Origin of the sequence: Sandaracinus amylolyticus, assembly GCF_000737325.1 — a bacterium.
Taxonomy (GTDB): domain Bacteria; phylum Myxococcota_A; class Polyangia; order Polyangiales; family Sandaracinaceae; genus Sandaracinus; species Sandaracinus amylolyticus.
The window spans coordinates 8,664,841-8,685,468 of sequence record NZ_CP011125.1 but is presented as its reverse complement, the minus strand read 5'-3'; the positions used below and the strand labels follow the sequence as shown (position 1 = coordinate 8,685,468).

General features: G+C 72.5%; 15 protein-coding genes and 1 riboswitch. Of the genes, 7 read left to right on the top strand and 8 right to left on the bottom strand.

Going from position 1 to position 20,628, the window contains the following annotated elements:
• Window positions 1-14: 14 nt before the first annotated feature.
• Window positions 15-2,303, bottom strand: a complete 2,289-nt coding sequence (locus DB32_RS36530) for an FG-GAP repeat protein (protein WP_169791674.1) — start codon at window positions 2,301-2,303, stop codon at window positions 15-17.
• A 148-nt stretch (window positions 2,304-2,451) separates the two neighbouring features.
• Entirely contained in the window at window positions 2,452-2,922 is a 471-nt protein-coding gene (locus DB32_RS36525; protein WP_053237279.1) for a hypothetical protein, read from the bottom strand.
• A gap of 189 nt (window positions 2,923-3,111) precedes the next feature.
• On the opposite strand from DB32_RS36525, the gene DB32_RS36520 reads away from it, so the two are divergent.
• A complete protein-coding gene (locus DB32_RS36520; protein WP_157069841.1) occupies window positions 3,112-4,137 on the top strand; it encodes a hypothetical protein in 1,026 nt (341 codons plus the stop codon).
• Between the two features lie 54 nt (window positions 4,138-4,191).
• Here the strand turns inward: DB32_RS36520 and thiC are convergent, their stop codons facing one another.
• The gene (gene thiC, locus DB32_RS36515) at window positions 4,192-5,976 is read right to left on the bottom strand and encodes a phosphomethylpyrimidine synthase ThiC (RefSeq protein WP_053237277.1); all 1,785 of its coding nucleotides are present in this window, start codon (window positions 5,974-5,976) and stop codon (window positions 4,192-4,194) included.
• Window positions 5,977-6,006: 30 nt separating this feature from the next.
• Window positions 6,007-6,111: riboswitch (TPP riboswitch) on the bottom strand.
• A gap of 162 nt (window positions 6,112-6,273) precedes the next feature.
• Window positions 6,274-7,365, bottom strand: a complete 1,092-nt coding sequence (locus tag DB32_RS36510; RefSeq protein WP_053237276.1) for a Ca2+-dependent phosphoinositide-specific phospholipase C — start codon at window positions 7,363-7,365, stop codon at window positions 6,274-6,276.
• Window positions 7,366-7,433: 68 nt separating this feature from the next.
• Between DB32_RS36510 and DB32_RS36505 the strand changes: the two genes are divergently transcribed.
• From DB32_RS36505 to DB32_RS36495, 3 genes are all read left to right on the top strand, one after another.
• A complete protein-coding gene (locus DB32_RS36505) occupies window positions 7,434-8,300 on the top strand; it encodes a hypothetical protein (RefSeq protein WP_157069839.1) in 867 nt (288 codons plus the stop codon).
• A 20-nt stretch (window positions 8,301-8,320) separates the two neighbouring features.
• On the top strand, window positions 8,321-9,430 hold the full coding sequence (locus tag DB32_RS36500; RefSeq protein WP_053237274.1) for a hypothetical protein: 1,110 nt from the start codon (window positions 8,321-8,323) through the stop codon (window positions 9,428-9,430).
• Between the two features lie 101 nt (window positions 9,431-9,531).
• Window positions 9,532-10,890: a phosphatidylethanolamine N-methyltransferase family domain-containing protein gene (locus DB32_RS36495; protein WP_053237273.1), complete on the top strand. Its 1,359-nt coding sequence runs from the start codon at window positions 9,532-9,534 to the stop codon at window positions 10,888-10,890.
• 7 nt (window positions 10,891-10,897) lie between these two features.
• On the opposite strand, the gene DB32_RS36490 is transcribed toward DB32_RS36495, so the two are convergent.
• The 4 genes from DB32_RS36490 to DB32_RS36475 all read right to left on the bottom strand — a co-directional run bounded on the left by DB32_RS36490 (window position 10,898) and on the right by DB32_RS36475 (window position 17,718).
• Window positions 10,898-12,436 (bottom strand): PQQ-binding-like beta-propeller repeat protein, encoded by a 1,539-nt coding sequence (locus tag DB32_RS36490; protein ID WP_169791673.1) that lies wholly within the window; start codon window positions 12,434-12,436, stop codon window positions 10,898-10,900.
• 115 nt (window positions 12,437-12,551) lie between these two features.
• The gene (locus DB32_RS48775; RefSeq protein WP_053237271.1) at window positions 12,552-12,923 is read right to left on the bottom strand and encodes a hypothetical protein; all 372 of its coding nucleotides are present in this window, start codon (window positions 12,921-12,923) and stop codon (window positions 12,552-12,554) included.
• Window positions 12,920-16,363, bottom strand: coding sequence for a sigma 54-interacting transcriptional regulator (locus DB32_RS36480; RefSeq protein WP_157069835.1), 3,444 nt, complete (start codon window positions 16,361-16,363; stop codon window positions 12,920-12,922). The genes DB32_RS48775 and DB32_RS36480 overlap by 4 nt, the downstream gene beginning before the upstream one ends.
• Before the next feature lie 326 nt (window positions 16,364-16,689).
• A complete protein-coding gene (locus DB32_RS36475) occupies window positions 16,690-17,718 on the bottom strand; it encodes a LysR family transcriptional regulator (RefSeq protein ID WP_157069834.1) in 1,029 nt (342 codons plus the stop codon).
• Between DB32_RS36475 and DB32_RS36470 the strand changes: the two genes are divergently transcribed.
• The 3 genes from DB32_RS36470 to DB32_RS36460 all read left to right on the top strand — a co-directional run bounded on the left by DB32_RS36470 (window position 17,717) and on the right by DB32_RS36460 (window position 20,605).
• Entirely contained in the window at window positions 17,717-18,676 is a 960-nt protein-coding gene (locus DB32_RS36470; protein WP_053237268.1) for an NAD-dependent epimerase/dehydratase family protein, read from the top strand. The genes DB32_RS36475 and DB32_RS36470 overlap by 2 nt on opposite strands.
• Window positions 18,677-18,896: 220 nt before the next feature.
• Window positions 18,897-19,553: a hypothetical protein gene (locus DB32_RS36465; protein ID WP_157069829.1), complete on the top strand. Its 657-nt coding sequence runs from the start codon at window positions 18,897-18,899 to the stop codon at window positions 19,551-19,553.
• Window positions 19,550-20,605, top strand: a complete 1,056-nt coding sequence (locus DB32_RS36460; protein ID WP_053237266.1) for a TolB family protein — start codon at window positions 19,550-19,552, stop codon at window positions 20,603-20,605. Before DB32_RS36465 ends, DB32_RS36460 begins: the two co-directional genes overlap by 4 nt.
• Window positions 20,606-20,628 lie beyond the last annotated feature (23 nt).

Below are 20,628 nucleotides of genomic sequence, written 5' to 3'. Positions count from 1 at the left end.
GAGAGTAGCGTCCTTCAGAGCGGGAACGAGTAGACGCCGCCGTCGCCGTCCGCCGTCGCGGCGATCACGCGGTCTCCGTCGATCTGCACGACCGCGCCGAAGCCGCGGTTCACCACGGGATCGAACGCGCGCAGCACGTTCTCCACCGCGTAGGTGTCGTCCTCGGCGCGTCGGTAGACGCGCACCTCGCCGGCCCCCGCGATCGACGCGACCTGCATCCCGGGCACGCCGATCGCGAGGAGGTCGCCGTCGATGTCGATCATCTGGCGCGACGAGCTCGAGATCGACGCGTCGATCACGACGCTCCAGATCTCGCTCCACACGCCCGCGGTGCGGCGATACACGCGCACCGTCTTCGTGGTGCGCGTGAGCACCGCGAGCAGATCACCGCTGATCGCGGCCGACGAGCCGAACCCGTCGAGCACCGCGGGCGTCGCCTCGGTGAGCGTCTGCTCGAGCACGTAGGGGCCCTCGCCGTCGCGCACGTACACGTGCACCTTGCCGTTGCGCGTCGAGCCGCCGAGGCCCGACGAGGGCACCTCCGCGATCATCAGCGTGTCGCCGTCGAGCTGCACGACGCGCCCGAAATTCATGTCGAAGTTCGTGAGCTCCTCGGCCGATCCGAGCGGCGCCTGCAGCTGCGACCACACGCCGCCGGTCCGCGTCCACACGAAGGCCCGACCGTCGCCGCCGTTCCAGCGCGGCGCGCCGATCGCGAGCGTCTCTCCGTCGATGCTCACGCAGCCGCTGTTCGCGGCCTCGAACGGGCCCGCCGGCGACGTGAGATCCGGCTCGATCGCGGCCTCGAGCGTCCACCCGCTCGCGCTCGCGCCGAAGACCTGCACGGTGCCGACGATCTCGTCGACGTCGATCTGCCGGCGCGCGAACACCGCGATCGACGCGCCGTCGGTCCCGACGCCCCAGAGCTGCGAGCTCGCGGGCGGCGGCAGCGGCAGCGCGAGCGAGAGCCCGTCCGCGTCGATCTGGAACGCATCGGCGCGCACCGGGCTCGCGGCGACGACCGTCGCGCCCGCGATCGCGATGGCGCTGCCGTAGTACGTCGTCGCGCTCGGGTTGTGCGCGGCGTGCAGCGCGTGGCCGTGCGCCCACGTGCCTCCTTCGTGCTCGCGGAACGCGTGCACCGCGCCGCTGTCGGTGCCGGTCGTCGCGCCGACCTCTTCACCGGTCGCGCCGATCAGCGCGTGCATTCCCGCGATCGCGACCGACGTGCCGAGGAACGCGCTCGCGTCGCTCGGCGATCGATCGAGCCGCACGACCTGCGCCCAGCTGCCCGCGCTCGCGGCGAACACGTACGCCGCGCCCGCGGACTTCGATGCGCCCGACGCGCCGACGACGATGCGATCGCCCGAGAGCGCGACGTCGGTGCCGAAGATCGCGTTCGCCGCCGGATCGCTCGCGACGAGCTTCGCGGTCTGCGCGAACGATCCGCCCGCGGGCGCCTCGAACACGTACGCCGCGCCCGCGTTCGCGAAGCCCGGCGCATCGTCCGACTCCGCGCCGACCACGAGCCGGCGATCGCCGGTCTCCGCATCGACCTCGAGCGCGACGCTGGTGCCGAAGAGATCGCTCGGGCCCGCGTCGGTCGCGGTCAGCGTCTGCACGAGCGACCAGCTCGAGCCGCTGCGCTGGTACACGAACACGGCGCCCGCGTCGATCGCACGACCGACGTTGCGACGCAGCGCGGAGACCGCGATCGTGTCGCCCGCGATCGCGACCGCCGAGCCCATCTTGTCCGACGCGACCGGCGACGGCGCGGTGAGCGTCTGGGTGAACGACCACGTGCCGCCGCTGCGCGTGAACACGAACGCCGCGCCCGCGTCGACGACCGCGCCCGCGTCGCGATCGACCGCGCCGACCACGATCGTGTCGCCGTCGATCGCGACCGCGCCGCCGAACGCCTCCCACGCCTGGTGCGTGCCCGGCGACGCGAGCTGCGCGACCGAGGCCCACGCGCCGTCGCTCGGCGTGAGCACGTAGACGCGCCCCGCGCGCACCGCGCCCGGCTGGTGATCGAGCGGCGCGCCGACGACGATCGTCGAGCCGTCGATCGCCACGTCGTCGCCGAACTGCTCGTCGGCGGGACTCGGCGACGCGATGCGCGCCGAGTGCGACCACGCGTGGCCGTCGCCGACGCGCGTGAGCACGTAGACCGCGCCCTGCGAGCCGTCCTCCTGGTATGCGCCGACCACCGCGGTGCGATCGGAGATCGCGATGCTGCGCCCGTAGCGCGCGAAGTCCGAGAGACGGCTCTGATCGACGCGTTGCTGTGGAGCGCACGACATCGCGAGGAGCGCCGCGAGCGCTGTGTTTCCGCGCGAAAGGAACGAGCGAGTCCGGCCTGTGTGCACGAGCACCTCCGACGCGCAGGTGCGCGCGCTGCGCATCATGTCGCACAGCGCGCGCCGCGGAGCCAGACCGCAGATGGCGCTCTTACGTCAGCTCGAGATCGCAGAGCGACCACTTCTTCGAGTCGCTGCCCACGACGGGCTGCATGATCTTGCACGCGACCGTCCATCCGATCCCGCGCGCGCGACATCCCTCTTCGACGGCCTGCTTCGCGAGCCGCAGGCAGCGCAGGTGCGCGTCGACTTCCTTCGCGGCGTCGACGCCGAGGGCCTGCAGATACGCGCCGCACTCCAGGTGATCGACGAGCCAGATCTCGCGAATCGTCGCTCCGTGCAGCTTCTTCGCGACTTGCACCTGCGACCAGAACGCCGGGACCCAGCTCGGAAAATCGGTCTGCAGCGACACCTCTGCGAGGGCAGCCGCAGCGCCTGGCAGGATCAGGTGATCGTACTTGTCCTCGCCGATCCGAGCGCGGAGCGCGCACACCAGATCGTCCATGTGCCGGTAGTCCATGCACGTCAGCACCACGTGCGTCGGACCCTTGTCGTGCTCCATCGATCCACCTCCTCTCGGCGACGATACACGAGCCTCGCGTGCGCGCTGCGCGTGGCCACCCGCACGGGTGATCCGTCGACGAATCGACGTGCGTCGCGCGGTGCGGTGAGGCTCGTCACCGCGCCGCGCGGCGCGATGACGAGCGCGCGAGCTCGCCACCAATGCGATCGCACCACAGGAGCTCTCGCGATGTCGCGGATGGCGTTCTTCCTCGTTCCACTCCTCGCGCTCGGGGGGTGCAGCTGCAGCGACTCGGGCCCCAGCGTGCTCGACGACGCCGGAGGCCACGACGCCTCGACGGTCGACGCCGCGCAGACCGACGCGCAGAGCCCGATGGACGCACCGATGACCGACGCGTACGTCGTGAACGTCGACGCCGATCTCGGCGCGTGCGGCGAGCCCTTCGAGCTCACGCCCGACCCCGGCGCCGAAGCGCGCGCGGCGACCGCGCTCGCCGCGCTCGACCCCGCGGCGTCGCTCACCTGGGTCGCGAACCGCGGCACGCTCTCCTCGATCACAGGCCTCGCGATCCCGCTTCCCGAGTGCGACGGCGCCGAGGACGCGTACGACGCGCTCTTCGAGGTCCTCGAGGCCTCGCCCGATCTCTTCCAGATCGATCGCGACGAGTGGCGCCCGGACTCGACGTACCCGTGCTCCGCCGTTACCGAGAACGTCGACTTCCTGCGCATCCGCCGCGTCGCGTACGGGCCCTACGCGATGGTGAACGACGTGTTCACGGTCGCGGTCGAGCGACGCGCGGGCGTGGTCACGCTGTTCGGGTTCGGCGGGCAGTACATCCCGAGCCCCGACGCGACCCTCGTCGACGGGCTCGAGGCGTGCCCCGAGCGCCCCGAGGAGGTGGTCGAAGCGATCGTCCGCGCGACGCCGTTCCACTACACGCACTTCGCGCCCCCGCCTGCCGACGGCTGTCAGCCGGTCGGGGAGGGCATGTACACCGCGGCGCCCGGCGACGCGGTCACGTTCGACGACGCGGTCGAGCTGCTCTGGGACGACGCCGCGCCGATCCGCATGCGCCGGCTGCGCGCGGTGACGCTCGAGCTCGCGACCGCCAACCACACGGCCGAGCTGATCCAGAGCGATGCGAACTGCTCCATCGAGGGCCGTCGCATCGGATGGATCCGCATCTACGACGAGGTGACCGGCGAGATCGTCTCGGAGATCAAGACGCCGGTGCGCGGCTGCATCGTGTGCTGAGCGCACGGGTGTGCTGACAGCACACGAATGTGTGCTGTCAGCATCGATCGCCGCTCAGTCCTCGGCGGTCGCCTCGTCCTTCGCGCGGATCTGCACGAGGCGATCCTTCTGGATGCGCTGCGCGATCTCGGGCTCGACGAAGTCCGAGTGGCAGAGGCCCTTTCCGACCTCGGCGTCGACGGCCTTGCGCGTCTTGCTCGCGAGCTTGTGGATCTCGTTGGGCGAGAGCACGCCGCGCTGCTCGAGCACGCGCTTCTGCTCCTCGGTGAGCGCCGCGCTCTTGATCACCTTCTCGCGCTCGAAGCCCTCGGCCTTGCCGCTCGCGAACTCCACGATCTCCTTGCTGATGCGCACGCTGCACCAGTCGTGGCCGCACATCGCGCAGAAGTCGGTGTCGACGTCGAGGTCCTCGTCGTGCAGCGCGCGCGCGTACTCACCGTCGAAGGCGAGCGCGAAGTGCTGCTCCCAGTTCAGCGCGGCGCGCGCCTTCGTGAGCGCGTCGTCCCAGTCGCGCGCGCCCGGGATGCCGAGCGCGACGTCCGCCGCGTGCGCCGCGATCTTGTACGCGATGCAGCCCTGCTTGACGTCGTCCTTCTTGGGCAGCCCGACGTGCTCCTTCGGCGTCACGTAGCAGAGCATCGAGGCGCCGTGATAGGCGGCCGCGGTCGCGCCGATGCAGCTCGTGATGTGGTCGTAGCCGGGGAACACGTCGGTCACGAGCGGCCCGAGCACGTAGAAGGGCGCGCCGTGACACAGCGTGCGCTGCAGCTTCATGTTGAACTCGATCTGATCGAAGGGGACGTGCCCCGGCCCTTCGACCATCACCTGCACGCCCTTGCGCCACGCGCGCTCGGTGAGCTCACCGAGCGTCTCGAGCTCCGCGAGCTGCGCCGCGTCGCTCGCGTCGCTCAGGCCCCCAGGGCGGAGGCCGTCGCCGAGCGAGAAGCTCACGTCGTGCCGGCGCATCACGTCGCAGATGGCCTCGAAGTGCTCGTACATCGGGTTCTCCTTCCCGTGCACGAGCATCCACTTCGCGAGCAGCGAGCCGCCGCGCGACACGATCCCGATCAGGCGCTTCTGCACGAAGGGCAGGTGCGCGCGCCGCACGCCCGCGTGGATCGTGAAGTAGTCGACGCCCTGTCGCGCCTGGTGCTCGAGCGTCGCGAGGATCACGTCGAGCGTGAGCTCCTCGATCTTGCGCCCGATGATCATCGAGTAGATCGGCACCGTGCCGATCGGCACCGAGCTCGCCCGGATGATCGCCTCACGGCACGCGTCGAGATCACCGCCGGTCGACAGGTCCATGACGGTGTCGGCGCCCCAGCGCACCGACCAGCGCATCTTCTCGACCTCTTCGTCGGTGCCGCTCGAGACCGGCGACGCGCCGAGGTTCGCGTTGATCTTCGTCTTCGTCGCGCGGCCGATCGCCATCGCGTCGAGCGCATAGGAGAGGTGCGTCCGGTTCGCGGGGATGATCATGCGTCCCGCCGCGACCTCGTCGCGCACCTGCTCCGGCGTGAGGTGCGCCTCGCGCGCCGCGACGCGCTCCATCTCGGGCGTGACGATGCCGAGGCGCGCGTGCTCGAGCTGCGTGATCGGCTCGAAGCCCGCGGGCGCGATCGCGAAGCCGGTCGTCGCGTCGCGCGACCATCCGTCGGGCAGGAAGTCCCACGCGGTCTTCGCGCTCGGCGCGGGCATCCCCGGCGTGTCGGGCGAGCTGAACGAGAGCGGGCCACCGACGTTCGCCGCGTTCGCGAACGACCCCGGCGTGGTGCCCTCCGCGCGCGACGACGGGTTGTGCGCGCCACGCAGCGGCAGCGTCCACTTGCTGATCGACATGACGGGATCTCCTCCGCGACGCCTCGCGGCGTCGTTCGATCGTCGCGTTCCCTACGCCGGTCCGAACCGGATCAGGTTCCCGGGTGCTTCTCAGCGACCTCCGACCATCCGGAGGACGCGCCCCGAGCGACGAAATGAGCGGAAGACGTATAGCGCCGGTCGCGCGCGCGCACCATCACGCGGAATGACGCGTCGCGTCGTCTCGGGCACCAAAATCGGCTCGCCTGTGGGTCCCTACCGTCCGCGCGCTTCGCGCGCTCCCGTCCGGGACCTGCGGGACGAGCACTCCGCAAGGACTCACCGAGCTTCGATCGCCGCCGACGTGCAGCTCTCCGGCGCCGTCGACGGATTGCAGCGCGACGGAGACCCCTCGGGGATCTCGACGAAGAACGTCGTCTCGTCGACCTGCGCCGGGAAGTCCGAGCTGATCACGTGCGCACCGCTCGCCAGCGCGCGCTCGAGGTGCGTGCGATCGCCCTCGAGTGCGCGCTCGACGCTGTCCTGTCCGAACACGCGAACGAGGAAGTGCGCGTCGAGCGCGGCCTCGATGCGCTCGCTCGCGAACGCGTCGTTGATGATCGCGTACGCGCCGAACGTGTCGCCGGGCTCGGAGTCGACGAACATCACGCGGCCTTCGAGGCTCGGCGCATCCGCGACGTACGCAGCGCGCAGTCCCTCGGAGTCGTCGATCGCGAAGAGCACGTGGCCGCGCGTCTCGCCGAGCGTGGGCCAGCCACCTTCGGCGAGCGCCTCGGGCAACGTCGCGTGATCGCCGCGCACGCGATCGGGCGTGAGGATCAGCTCGTCGGGCCACACGCTGCGGATCTCGTTCTCGATCGCGAGCATGCGCGCGAGTCGCTCGGCCGCGGTCGCACCGCCCTTCGGCTCGAGGTGGATGACGAGCGGGACGTGGTCCGCGTGCGCGTCCGACCACGTGCGCACGATCGCGAGGCACTCGACGAAGAGCTCGCACGTGCTGCGCGCGTCGACGGTGGGGACGTGGAGGACGCGGTGCACGCCGATCGCCTGGTCCCAGTGGAGATCGAGCTCGAGGCCGCGCACGCCTTGCTCCTCGAGCTGCACGTCGAGCGGTGCGTGCTCGTAGTCCCAGTCGACGATCGGATCGTCGCTCGGGCGCAGGTGATAGCTGTTGTGCGTCGCCTCGAGCTGCACGTGGAAGAGCGAGAGCGTGTCGTCCTGCGTGTACTGCTCGAACGACGCGTCGGGGCGCGGCGCGAAGTTGCCGTCGAACGCGAACGGCTGGGTGTACGCGTCGACCGCGGGCGCGTCGGGCGGAACCGAGGCGTCGAGCGCCGACGAGTCGCCACCGCACGCGAGCAACGTCGAAGGAGCGAGAAGGAAGAAGAACGTTTGCGTGAACAAGCGCATGCGCGCGACGCTACCAGAACGCGAGGCGCGGATGAGCGAACCGCATGCGCGCGTTGCAGAGTCTCGAAATGAACGAGCTAGCCCTCCACCCAGCTCCGCCCCAGACCGACACGCCGGGGTATCGGCGCGCGCGGGCCTTGCTGCCGGCGCTCTTCGTCCTGCTCGGGCTCGTGTCGGTGCTCCGCCGCGAGCCACCCGGCGGCGATTGGCTCGCGCCACGGCCCGGCTCGTTCTTGCTCTGGCTCGCGATCGTTCCGTTCGCGCTCGCTTCGATGGCGGCGTGGGGGCGCCTCCAGCGTGCTCGGTTCGCGTCGCTGCGGCTCGTCTGGGATGGCGACGAGATCTCGCTGCGTGAAGGGTCGATCGTGCGCGCGACGATTCGCTGGTCGGACTCGCGCGTGCACCTCCGCCGACGCGACGACGCCTCGATCGCTGCCGTCACGATCCGCGACGACGGCGATCGCGCCATCGAGCTGTGTGGGCCCGAGGTCGCGGGTCGTCCGGGGCGGAGCCACTGGATCGACTCGTTCGATCCGATCGAGCCTGCCCTGGCGCGCGCGCGGGAGGTCACGAACGGCATGTACGAGCCACCGCAGCTCCGGTGGTCGTGGTGGCTGCTCTACGCGCCCACGCAGTTCTTCCTGCTGCCGTTCTCACAGAACGTGTTGCTCACGTTTCCGGCGCTCGGCTTCGCGATGTGGCTCGGTCGCGGCCCGTTGGTGCTCCTCCGAGATCGACATCAGGCTCTCCGTGATGCGGCGCTCCCGCGCGTCAGCGATGCGGGCGCGAGCACCTATCGCGAAGCGCCTCTCGTGCGTCGTCTTCCCGGCCCGACCGACGAAGAGCGCCGCATCCAGCTCGAGCGCGCACGCTTCGCGCTGATCGACTGCGCGCTCGGCGTGCTCGCGGCGCTGGCGTTCTTCGCGCTCACCTGACGCGCTACGCTGCGCGTCCCGTGAGCGACGACGACATCTCCGAGACGCGCGGCAAGGGCGAAGGTGAGCTTTCGCTCGACTTTCCACGCGGGCGCATCGTGCGTCTCGGCGCGCTCGGCGCGCTCTTGGGGTTCCCGGGGCTCGGGCTCTGGGTCGCGCTGATCCCCGCGGCCTTGCTCGCGAGCTCGCTCTCCGACGGCGCGCTCACCGCGCTGCTCGCGATCACCGCGCCGCTCACCTTCGCGATCTCGCTCCTGCTCCCGCCGATGCTCCAGCGCGCGCGCGCGCCACGTCCTGCGCGCGTGACCTGGGATCGCGAGGGCATCACCGAGCACGACGGCCCGCACGTGCGCACGGCGATCCGTTGGCTCGACGCGCGCGCCCGGATCGACGACGCCGAGCGCGGCCGCGTGCTGCAGATCACCGACCGCGACGGACGCGCGATCACGCTCGCGACGCCGCGCGCCGCCCCGCGCTGGCTCGCGCGCCGCAAGGCGTGCACGCCCGAGCTCGATCGTCTGGCGCGCGTGCTCGTCGACGTCGAGACCGGCCCCGAGATCGCGCCCGACGCGCGCGACGCGCGACGTCCGACGATGGGCCCGCAGGTCGCGCTCCTCACGGTCGCGCTCGCTGCGATCGCGCTCCCGATGATGTGGCTGGTGCCGGATCTGCGCCGGATTCTCCCGGCGTTCGGCGCGCTCCTGGTGTGCATCCTGTGCGCCGCGCCCGCGCTGCGCCCGCTGCACGAGCTGCTCGATCTGCTCGCGCTCGGGCGCCGGTTCGAGCGCAGCGACGAGTCGACGATCGAAGAGGGCGAGGGGCGCGAGGCGATCGTGAAGCGCAAGGAGGGCACGTGGCTGCGGCTCGACCTGAGCGCGGCGCGCCATCCCGACGCGTGGCTCGCGACGCGCGTCGAGACGCTCGTCCATGCAGTGCTCCCGCTCGCCGGATGGGTCCCGTCGCCACAGCGGCTCGGCATCGGGCCCGCGGTCGCGGTGACGGACATCGAGACCGCGCACGAGCGCGAGGTGCGACGCGATCTCGTGCGCGCCGCGTCGATCGAGCTCGCGGCGCGAGGCGCTGCGGTCGTGTGGTGGGCGATCGCCTCGCTCCGGCCGCTCTGGGAGTGACCTCGGGTTGAGCCGCACCGTTCGCGCGCATAGGTGCGAGGCGACGGGGCCCCTCGGCGCAACGATGCGCCGCCGGCGTGGTGCGCCCGCAGGAGGGACGAGTGTCGGCCGAGCGCATCGCGTCGTGGATCCTCACCGGCCACGGTCCCGTGTCCCGGCCCGCTCCGCCCGCTCGTACGGCGGTCGAGATCCCGGCGCTCCGGCGGTGGATCGGGCCCGCGTTGCTGCTCTCCACGACGCCGATCCTCGTCGTCGTGCTGTGGATGACCTGCGCGCACTTCGACGGATCGATCGCGCTCTTCCTCGCGCAGATCGACCTGGGCACGTTCGTGCGCCTGTTCCCGAGGCCCACCACGAGCGCTGGCGCGATCCTCGCGCTCTGGGTCGTCGCGCAGACGCTCCTGCTCGCGGTGCTGCCCGGTCGCGAGCACCTCGGGCCGGTCACGCCCACCGGGCGACAGCCTCGTTATCGGCTCAACGGCGTCGCCGCGTGGGCCGTGACGCACGTCGCGCTGATCGGCACCTGGGCGCTCGATCTCTGGTCGGCGAGCACGGTCGTCCGCGAGCTCGGCGCGATGATCGTCATCCTCAACGTCGCCGCGCTGCTCTTCTGCGCGTTCCTCTACTGGAAGGGCCGACACTACCCGTCGTCGACCGACGCGACGTACACCGGATATCCACTCTTCGACTTCTTCCAGGGCATCGAGCTGCATCCGACGCTGCTCGGAGCGAGCCTGAAGCAGCTCGTCAATTGCCGCGTGTCGATGATGGGGTGGAGCGCGCTCTTCCTGTGCTTCGCGCTGCACCAGTGGGAGACCTACGGATTCATCGCGAATTCGATGCTCGTCTCGAGCGGTCTGGTGATGCTCTATCTGCTCAAGTTCTTCGTCTGGGAGAGTGGCTATTTCGGCTCTCTCGACATCATGCACGACCGCTTCGGTTACTACATCTGCTGGGGCGTGCTGGTCTGGGTGCCGTCGGTCTACACGATCTTCGGTCAGTATCTCGCGCATCATCCGCGCGCGCTCAGCCCGCTCGCCGCGATCGCGATCACCGCGCTCGGGCTCGCTGCGCTCTGGGCGAATTACGAGGCGGACGCGCAGCGCCAGCGCGTCCGCGCGACCGGTGGGAAGACGACGATCTGGGGTCGTCCGCCGAAGACCATCGTCGCGCGATATCGCACGAGCGAGGGAGTCGAGCGCACGAATCTGCTGCTCGTCTCCGGCTTCTGGGGCGTCGCGCGGCACTTCCACTACGTGCCGGAGCTCGTGCTCGCGCTCTGTTGGGCGCTGCCCGCCGGGCACACCCACGCGATTCCGTATTTCTATCTCGCGTTCCTCGCGATCCTGCTCTTCGATCGCGCAGCCCGCGACGACAAACGATGTGAACGGAAGTACGGCGCCGCGTGGGAGGAATATCGACGCCTCGTGCCCTACAAGATCGTCCCCGGCGTCTATTGATCGCCAGTCAGTCGGGCCCGATCAGCCGGCCCGGCGAGCTGCCCGGCGGCGTCGCCCATCGCGCGCACACCGGTCCGACCACCGCGAGCCCCGCGCTCGGCCCTTCGTCGCGTCGATCGTGGTTGCCATCCCACTCGGACGAGATGCCGACGAGGATCTCGCCCGAGCCGTCGCCGTCGACGTCGACGAAGAGCGGGCGCTCGGTGCGCGTCCGCGAGAGGCGCGGCGTCGAGACCCGCACCGCGCCGGTGCGCGCATCGAGCAGGCGCAGCGTCGTCTGATCCGCGTGCAGCACCTCGAGCGCGAGGTCTCCGTCGACGTCGACCACGGTCACGCCGGTGACGCCGCTGAGGCCGTCCTCGATCGCGATCGACCAACCGTCGATGGTGCACGAGGGGTCGTGGCACCGCGGGTCGTAGAGCGCGAGCCGGGACTCCGACGCGACGAGGATCTCGTCGTCTCCGTCTCCGTCCACGTCGACGAGGGTGGGCGGCCCGCCGGCGGGCCCGGTCGCGCCCATGCGCAGCCCGCCGGCGAGCATCGTCGTCCACCGCACCGCGCCGTCCTCGCGATCGAGCAGGAAGAGCCTGCCCTCCGAGACGAGCGCGATCGCGGTCTCGCCGATCGCGCAGAAGCCGTCGCTCACCGCGGCCTGCCAGAGCACGGAGCCATCCGCGCGGTACGCCGTGCCGCCCGCGACGATCTCGAGCACGCCGTCACCGTCGAGATCGCCGGCGCAGGGCATCGGGCCGTACACGCGGTTGATCCCGCGATGGCCCGACGCGCGCCAACGCACCTCGCCGGTGCGGCCCTCGACGAGCCCATAGCCCAACGCGACCTCGACCTCACCGTCGCCCTCGAGATCGACGACGAGCGGCGTGCCCGAGAGCGAGCGCGGACGACCTTCGGGCAGCGGGACGTCGAGCATGCGCACCTCGTCGAGCGAGGGCAGGTCGGCGCGCCATCGCACGTGGCCTTCGTGATCGAGGGCGATCGCGCCGGAGAAGCGGCCGAACGCGACGAGCTCGGGCTTGTGGTTCGCGTCGAGGTCGGCGCTCGCGAGCGTGCCCGTCGCGGCGATCTCCGCGTCGTCGAGGGGCAGCGTGAGCACGCGATCGCGCGCCCACAGCCGCAGCATCCCCGCGCCGTCCCACGACGACGGCATGTCGGGCGCGCAGGTGGTCGCGTCGCCGGCGCTCGCACACCGCGTCGGGTCGAGCGCGACGTCGCCTTCGCCCGCGTTGGTCAGCGCGCCGTGGGTCACGAACGCGACCGTCGTCTCGTGCCCGCTGCGAAACGCGATCGGCATCGCGGTCACGTCGGCGACCGCGTCGGGCGACACGGGCTCGACGCGCAGCGTCCACGGCGAGCAGATCGTCGTCGCGTCGCGTGGCTCGCCGGCGTCCGCGCCGGGAACGCCCGCGTCGACCTGGTGTGGGTCGCCGTGGGGCCCGCGCTCGAGCTCGTGAGAGAGGTGACAGCCCGCGACCATCACGCCGCCCGAGACCAGCGCGGCGAGGGCGCCCGAAGACGAGTGGAGAAGCATCGTGAAGCGCTCCGTCAAACGGCGTGCCGCGCGAAAACCTCCCCTCGCGTGGGCGCGCGATCGCACGCGCGTCATCGCGGGCACGCTCGCACGTGCGCGCCGCGACACCGCGCGGTCACCACCAACGGCGCGACCAGTCGAGCATCGGCTGCGGCTCGGGATCCACGCCGCGCGGTCGCGGCAGGAGCACCGGCGTCCGCGGCTGCGACATGACCCGCGGGCCCTCGAACGCGATCGTGTCGATGCATCGCAGCCGGCCGCGCAGGTCGACGCCGACCACCAGCTCGTCCGCGCCCGCCGCGCGGCGATATCCGGCGACGTCCTCCGCATCCCCGCACGCGATCGGATCGATCGCGCGCCACGCCGCTTCGGGCACCCGCTCGTCGGAGACGAGCGCTTCGGCGACCGCGCCTTCCGCCGACTGTCCCGCGCATCCGCTCAGCACCGCGAGCGCGGCGGCGAGCGCGTACGTCCAGCGCGTCTTCATGACGACCTCTTGCGGAGCCCGTACTCCTTGGCGAGCTGCGACAGGCGTGGACGTTTCATCCCGAGCCGCTGCGCGGCCTGCGAGAGGTTGCCGCCCGCTTCGTCGATCGCGCGCTCGATGGCGCGCCGCTCGAGCGAGCGGCGCAGCTCGTACACCGAGTGACCGTCGCCGAGGCTCGCCCAGTAGAGCGTCTCGAGCTCGCCGCTCTCGGTGCTCGGGTCGCTCGGCGCCCCGTGCTGCGGCGAGACGTGCTGCGGCGCGACCAGGTGCGGCGCGACGTCGTCGATCTCGAGCGTCGCGCCGGGCGCGAGCACCGACGCAGCGCGCAGCACGTTCTCGAGCTCGCGCACGTTGCCCGGCCAGCGGTGCGCGCGCATCCGCGCCGTCGCGGCGGGCGAGAGCCGCTTCGGCGCGGCGCGCTCGTCGCGCGCGATCCGGGCGAGCAGCGCGTCGGCGATCGCGGGGAGATCGTCGATGCGGTCGCGCAGCGCGGGCACCTCGAGCACGATCCCGCGCAGTCGGTAGTAGAGGTCCTCGCGCATCGCGCCGCGCTCGACGAGCTGCTCGAGGCGCCGGTGCGTCGCGGCGACGACCCGCACGTCGACGCGGATCGGCGTGGTGCCGCCGACGCGCACGATCGTGCGCTCCTGGAGCACGCGCAGCAGCGCGACCTGCGTGGGCGGCGAGATGTCGCCGATCTCGTCGAGGAAGAGCGTCCCGCCCTGCGCGGTCTCGAACAGGCCGAGCTTGCGCGCGCTCGCGCCGGTGAACGCGCCGCGCTCGTGGCCGAAGAGCTCGCTCAGCAGCAGCGACTCGGTGAGCGCCGCGCAGTTGACGCGCACCAGCGGACCGCGGGCGCGCGGGGACAGACGGTGCAGCGCTTCCGCGACGAGCTCCTTGCCGGTGCCGCTCTCGCCGAGCACGAGCACCTGCGCATCCGAGCCCGCCACGCGCTCGATCGAGCGCCGCAGCCGATCGATCGCGCGCGATCCTCCGACGATGATCCGCGTCGCGGCGGTGCTGCTCGGCTGCGGGCGCGCGCCCCACGCGCGCTCGCGCAGCGAGTGCAGGGCGCGCGCGTCGGTGCGCTTCGCGAAGAGCTCGCGCGAGTCCTCGGGCACGTGCTCGGTGACGCGCGCCTCGAGCTCTCCGGCGCGCTCGAGCGAGGTGCGCGCGCAGTCGAGCGCGCCGTCCGCGAGCTGCGCGCGCGCGAGGTGACACCACACGCGCAGCTCGACCTCGACGTGCTCGGTGCGCGTCGCGAGCTCGCGCGCCGCGCGTGCCAGCGAGGCCGCGGGCCCGCCGGTCGCGATCGCGAGGAGCACCTCGAGCTCCTGCCGCTCGCACTCGAGGCGCGGCGACGTGCTCGTCCGAGACGCGTCGTGCAGCGCGCGGCGCGCGAGCGCGACGTCGCCGAGCTCCAGCGCGCAGCGCGCCACGCCGAGCGCGCCCTCGGCGAGGCTCGACGGCTCGCCCTCGCCGGAGCGCACCATCTCGAAGAGATCGCGCGCGTGCTCGACGTCGCCGAGCGCGAGGAGCACCGCGCCATCCACGAGCGTGGCGCGACGGGCGAACGCACGGCGCGGCTCGTCCCCCACGACGCGCCGCGCGCGCTGCACGAGCTCTCGCGCGCTCGCGGGATCGCCGAGCGTGAGCTCGAGCGACGCGCGGTTCAGGAGGAGGCGCGCGAGCCAGTCGCGGTGCCCGATCGGCTCGAGGATCGCCGCCGACTCGCGATAACAGCGACGGGCCGCGCTCCAGCGCCCGCGCAGGTGGTGGAGCACGCCGAGGTTCTCGAGCGCGATCGCGCGGTGCCACGCAGCGCCCACCGAGCGCGCGAGCTCCGAGCTCACCTCGAAGTGCGTGGCCGCGTCGTCGAGCGCGCCCTCGCGCATCAGCACGATCGCGAGGTTCTGGCGCGCGACGCACTCGTGGGTGCGCAGCGCGCCCGCGAGCGACAGCGCGAGATCGTCGCCGAACCACGCGCGCGCGGCGCGCGTGTCGCCGGTCGCCAGCGCGATCTTCCCGAGCACGTTCTGCGCGTCGATCCGGAGCGCCACGTGATCCTGCGCGGACGCGTCGGCGAGCGCGTGCCGCGCGTCGCGCTCGGCACCGGCGAGATCGCCCGTCGTGTAGCGCGCCTCGGCGGCGAGGACGCGCGCCTCGACGTGCTCTCGCGTCGCCGCGCCGACCGTGACCGCCTCGAAGCACGTGATCGCCTCGGCATGTCGTCCTGCGCGCAGCAGGATCTCGCCGCAGCGCAGCCGCACCGCGAGATCGTGGGGCGCACGCTCGCACACGGCGCGCGCCGACTCGATCGCGCGCTCGGACTCGCCGAGCGTGCTCCACACCCGCGCGAGCCGCGCATCGAGCACCACGCGCTGGGCCGCGTCGTCGTCGAGCCGCGCGCGCGCCGCGGTGAGCAGGTCCGCCGCTTCTCGCGCCCCGTGACGCGCCGAGAGCGCCGGCTCGGCGGCGAGCGCGAGGCGCACGTGGAGCATCACGTCGTCGGAGCGCGACGCGTGCCACGCCGCTTCTTCGATGGCGCCCATCCGCTCGAGCGCGCGCGCCGCGTGCGCGTGCACCGCGCCCTGCACCGCACCGTCGAGCATCGGCGCCGGGCGGGGCCACGCGACGGCGGGCGCTCCGTCGCGATCGCGCGCGAGCGCGCCGAGGCGCTCGAGATCGCGCTCGAGCACCGCGCGATCACGCGGCTCGCTCAGGAGCGCCGCGAGCGGCACGGAGCGCCCGATCGCGCGGGTGACGCCGAGCGCGAGCGCGACACCGGATCGCGCGTCGGGGGCCTCGGCGCGCGCGACGGGCTCGGGCGCGGGATCGGCCGCGGTGGTGAGCCAGCGCTCGAGCGAGCGGACCCGACCTCCGGTGCGCGCCGTGATCCACGTGGCGATCTCCGGCTCCGCGAGCCAGCTCGCGAGCGCGCTCGCGTCGAACCGCCCGGCCTCGCACGTGATCGCGCGCGGCGCCTGGATCAGCGTCGCGAGCGCGCCTCCGTCGGTGCTCGCGCGCGACGTGGTGCCGAGCACGACGATCGCCGGCTTCGAGGGTGTCTCCGCATCGACGCGCGGCTCGAGCCAGGCGCGGAGCACCTCGGCGGTGCCGTGGTCGACGTGCTCGACGTCGTCGAGCACCAGCAACAGCGTTCCGCGCTCGGACGCGCGCTCGACGACCATCCGGATCGCGTCGACGAAGCGCACGCGTCGCTCGGCGTGGAGCGACTCGCGTCGCGCGAGCGGCGCGTCGCGATGGAGCCGCACCACGTCCTCGGCGGTGCTGTGCTCCCACCAGCGTGCGTGGCAGCCAGGAGCGCACGCCAGCGCACCGTCGAGCTCGTCGTGCACCGACGCGAGCGAGAGCGCGCTCTGCACGATCGGCGCGAGCGCCGCGTAGGGCCGGCCCGGGACGCAACGCCCACGGAGCACGGTCGTGCCGGCTCGTGCCGCGTCGACGAGCTCGGATGTCGCACCTGGATCGGCGCCCAGGACGAAGAGCGCGCGTGGACCCGCGCGCGTCGCATCGGCGATCGACGCGCGAAGCGCGCGTGATGCCGTCGTTTCCGGGAGCTTCGGTGGAGGTGCGGACCACGACGCGCGAGGAAGCGATGGCTGCATCGTGTGTGCGAAACAGCACGTCGCGTGCCCGCGAGATCGCAAGAAGACCGCGAGCGCGGATGCGCGGAGCGTCACGCCTCGCACGCACGACGTCACGCCCCGCACGCAGCGCGTGCGATCCGCGACGTCGTCCACGCTCACCGCTTCCGGCGCGCGTGTTGCGCCTTCGTCATGCGCTCGAACGACTCGTCGAGGAACGACCACACCGCGGCGATGCGCGGGACGTCGCGGAGGGCGCGATGCCCGACGAGCCAGAGCTCGTTCTCGGCGACCTCCGCGAGCGACCTCGCGAGCGGTCGCGCGAGCGGCACCTCGACGAGTCGATATGCGTGCACGAACGGGCTCGGCGCGACGAGCACGCCGAGCCCGGCCTCGGCGGCGCGCGCCTGCGCCGAGAAGTCGCTCGTCGCGAGCACCGCGGTCATCGCCGGTGCCTCGCGCTTGAGCCATCGCATCGTCGGGAGCGACGCGAGGTCGTCGGCGTACGTGATCCAGCGTGCGTCGGACACCCGCTTGAGCCGGCCCAGGCGCGTCACGTAGGCCGGCGCGCCCAGCACCGCTTCGCGCGCCGTGAAGATCCTCTTCGCCACGAGATCGCCGGAGCGCGGCCTCGCCACGCGCAGCGCGAGGTCGGCGTCGCGTCGTGCGAGGTCCGCGTAGCCGATGCTCGCGTCGAGCTCGATCGAGAGCCGCGGGTGCTTCGCGACGAGCTCGACCAGCAGCGGTGCGACGAACGCGTCCGCGAGCCCCGGCGGCGCGGTGATGCGCACCCTGCCTTCGATCTCGCGCTCGAAGGTCTCGGCGTCGCGCGCGAACCCCGATGCGCCGGCCTCCATCGCCTCCGCCGAGGGGAGGAGCCGCTCCGCGGCCGCCGTCGCGCGCAGCCCTTCGCGCGTCCGATCGAAGAGCCGCAGCTCGAGCGCGTCCTCGAGCGCGGCGAGGCGACGGCTGACGGTCGACGCATCGACCCCGAGCCGCGCGCCGGCCCGCGCGAGGGAGGGCTCGCGGGCGAGCGCGAGGAAGAGCTGCACGTCGTCCCACCGCAGCGGCGTCGAGCCCGTGGCTTGCACGATTGCAAGGATGGCTTGCAGCGCGACCCGTGGCCATGCATCCGCGCAATGCTCCGCTCGTGGCGCCCAGAGCGCGCCAGGAGGAACGGAAGACATGTCCAGCTCGCTCCACGTGGTCCTCGGCGCCGGTCAGATCGGCACCGCTGTCGCGCGCTTCCTCGCCGAGCGCGGCCACCGCGTGCGCCTCGTCGCGCGCAGCGGCGGCGCCGCGATCCCGGGCGTCGAGCGCGTTCGGGGCAGCGTCGCGGACCCTGCGTTCGCGGCCGAGTGCGCGCGGGGCGCGGAGGTCGTCTACAGCGCGACCAACGTCCCGTACGATCGCTGGCACCGCGAGCTCGCGCCGCTCGTGGAAGGCGCGATCGTGGCGGCGAAGAGCGCGGGCGCGCGCCTCGTCGTGCTCGACAACCTCTACGCGTTCGGCCGCATGGGCGGCGCGCCGATGGGCCCCGAGGGCCCGTTCGAGCCCTGCTCGAGGAAGGGCGTGCTCCGCAAGCAGCTCGCCGAGCGCGTGCTCGCGGCGCACCACGCGGGCGAGGTCGAGGCGGTGATCGCGCGCGCCAGCGACTTCGTCGGTCCCGAGATCGTCGGCGCGCACCTCGGCGAGCGCTTCTTCACGCGCGTGCTCGCGGGGAGCCCCGGTGAGTGCCTCGGCGACGCGGATCTGCCGCACGCGTTCACGTACGGGCGCGACGTCGTGCGTGGGCTCGCCGCGCTCGGACGCGCGCCCGACGTCGCGGGTCGCATCTGGCACCTGCCGACGCTCGAAGCGCGCTCGATGCGCGCCTGGGGCGAGGCGCTCGGCCGCGAGCTCGGGGTGGACGTGCGGATCACGAAGCTGGCCGGCTGGCTGCTCGCGATCGCCGGCGTGGTCGTGCCGATCATGCGCGAGCTCCGCGAGATGACGTATCAGTGGGAGGCGCCGTACCTCGTCGACGACTCGGCGTTCCGCCGCGTGCTCGGCATCGAGCCCACTCCGTTCGACGAGCAGGTGCGCGCCACCGCCGCCTGGGCGCGCGCGAAGTACGGCGCGGAGGCGACCGCGCGCGCGGCGTGATCTGCGAGGCATCCGCGGCGTTCCCGTGTAGCCTCGGCTCGTGGCACTTCGATCGCGGCTCCTCGCTCTCGCCGTCCTCCTGATCGCCTGTGGAGATCCGACCCCCGGGCCCACCGACGGCGGCACACGGACCGACGCGTCCTCGTTCGACGCGTCTTCGTTCGACGCGAGTGCCGACGCCGCGACCGACGACCCCGACGCCTCGACGGACGATGCGGCGATGGATGCAGGGCTCGACGCGGGCGCGCCCGACGCCGGGCCGCCCGTCGAGGGGATCGTCTCCGGCAGCTGCGACGAGATCGACACGGAGCTGCTCGATCCATCGGAGTTCCTCTTCGAGAACGAGATCACGTTCCCGGTGCGGATCACCGAGGCGGACCTCGTGCACTTCACCGAAGGCGCGCGCGAGGTGCTCGAGGCAGGGACCGTCGGGGGCAGCAGCGTCTACAGCGAGGCGATGTCGTTCGAGGTCCTCGCGCGGTGCGAGGGCGCGACGCTCCTCGCGAGCGAGCCCGGCATTCGCTACATGGACCCGAACGGCACGCGCACCGATCTCCTCGTCGAGATCGACGGGCACCGCGTCGGCGTCAGCGTCACGCGCGCGGTGCACTTCCCGCGCGACGCACCGTATCCGGCGAGCGAGGCGCAGCGCATCCTGATGAACAAGCTCACCGACATCCACGCGAGCACCGCGAACGTCGACGAGCGCGATCGCTGGGTGAAGCAGATCCTCCACGTCATGGCGTACGCCCCGATGCACGCCGAGCAGCTCCGCGCCGCGTGGGCGGGGCTCTCGGAGGAGACGCGCGGCGACACCATCCTCCTCGTCACCGTCACGAACGGCGAGGACGCGTTCATCTACGACAACGAGCTGTGACCATCACGCGGGCTCTGCTCCTCTGCGTCCTCCTCGCCGGCTGCGGTGCGCGCACCGATCTCGGTGCGCCTCCGCCCGTCGAGCCCTTCGACGCGGCGCCGCCGCCGATCGACGCGGGCCACGACGCGCCGCCGCCGATCGACGCGCCGCGCTGCACGAGCGACGCGGACTGCGACGATCGGCTCGCCTGCACGCTCGATCGCTGCATCGACGGTGCGTGCGTCGCCGAGCCCGTCGACATGTGGTGCGACGACGCGCTGTTCTGCACCGGCGTCGAGCGCTGCGACGTGCGCGTCGGGTGCGTCGCGTCGCCGCCGGCGTGTGGCGACGCGATCGCGTGCACCGTCGATCGTTGTGACGAGGCGATCGACGCGTGCGTGCGCGAGCCCGACGCGGATCTCTGTCCGATCAGCCACCGCTGCGATCCCGTGATGGGCTGCGTCGCGCGCGCGCTCGCGCACGATCGCACGCGCCTCTACGAGATCGATCTCCCGAGCGGCGCGCTGCGCGAGCTCGCGCCGACGCCGGTCACGCTCACCGATCTCGCGCTCCATCCCGACGGCACGCTCTACGGCGCGGTCGCGGGCACGCTGGTGCGCGTCGACCCGGAGGCCGGCACCGTCGAGCGCCTCGTCGACGTGATGGGCGCGTTCGTCGGCCTCGACATCTCGCCCGACGGGACGCTCTACGGCTCGGTCGACGAGCGCGTCGTGCGCTTCGATCTCGCGCGCGGCGCCGCGATGCGCGTCGCGACGTTCCCCGGTGGGCTGCGCGCGAGCGGCGATCTCGCGTTCGTCGAGGGGCGCCTGTACGCGACGGTCACCGGTGGACGCGGCGGCGACTGGCTCGTCGAGGTGCCGCTCGACGGAGGCATTCGCGCGCGTGTGATCGGCGCGACGGGCCACGAGATGATCTGGGGGCTCGCGCCGTTCGGCGAGACGCTCTACGGGCTCACGCGCGGCGGCGTCCTCTTGCGCATCGACGTCACGACCGCGCGCGCGACCGTGCTCGCGCGACCGGGCGCCGAGTTCTTCGGCGGCGGCGCCCGCTAGGAGCTCGGCCCCTCCCGTCCGCG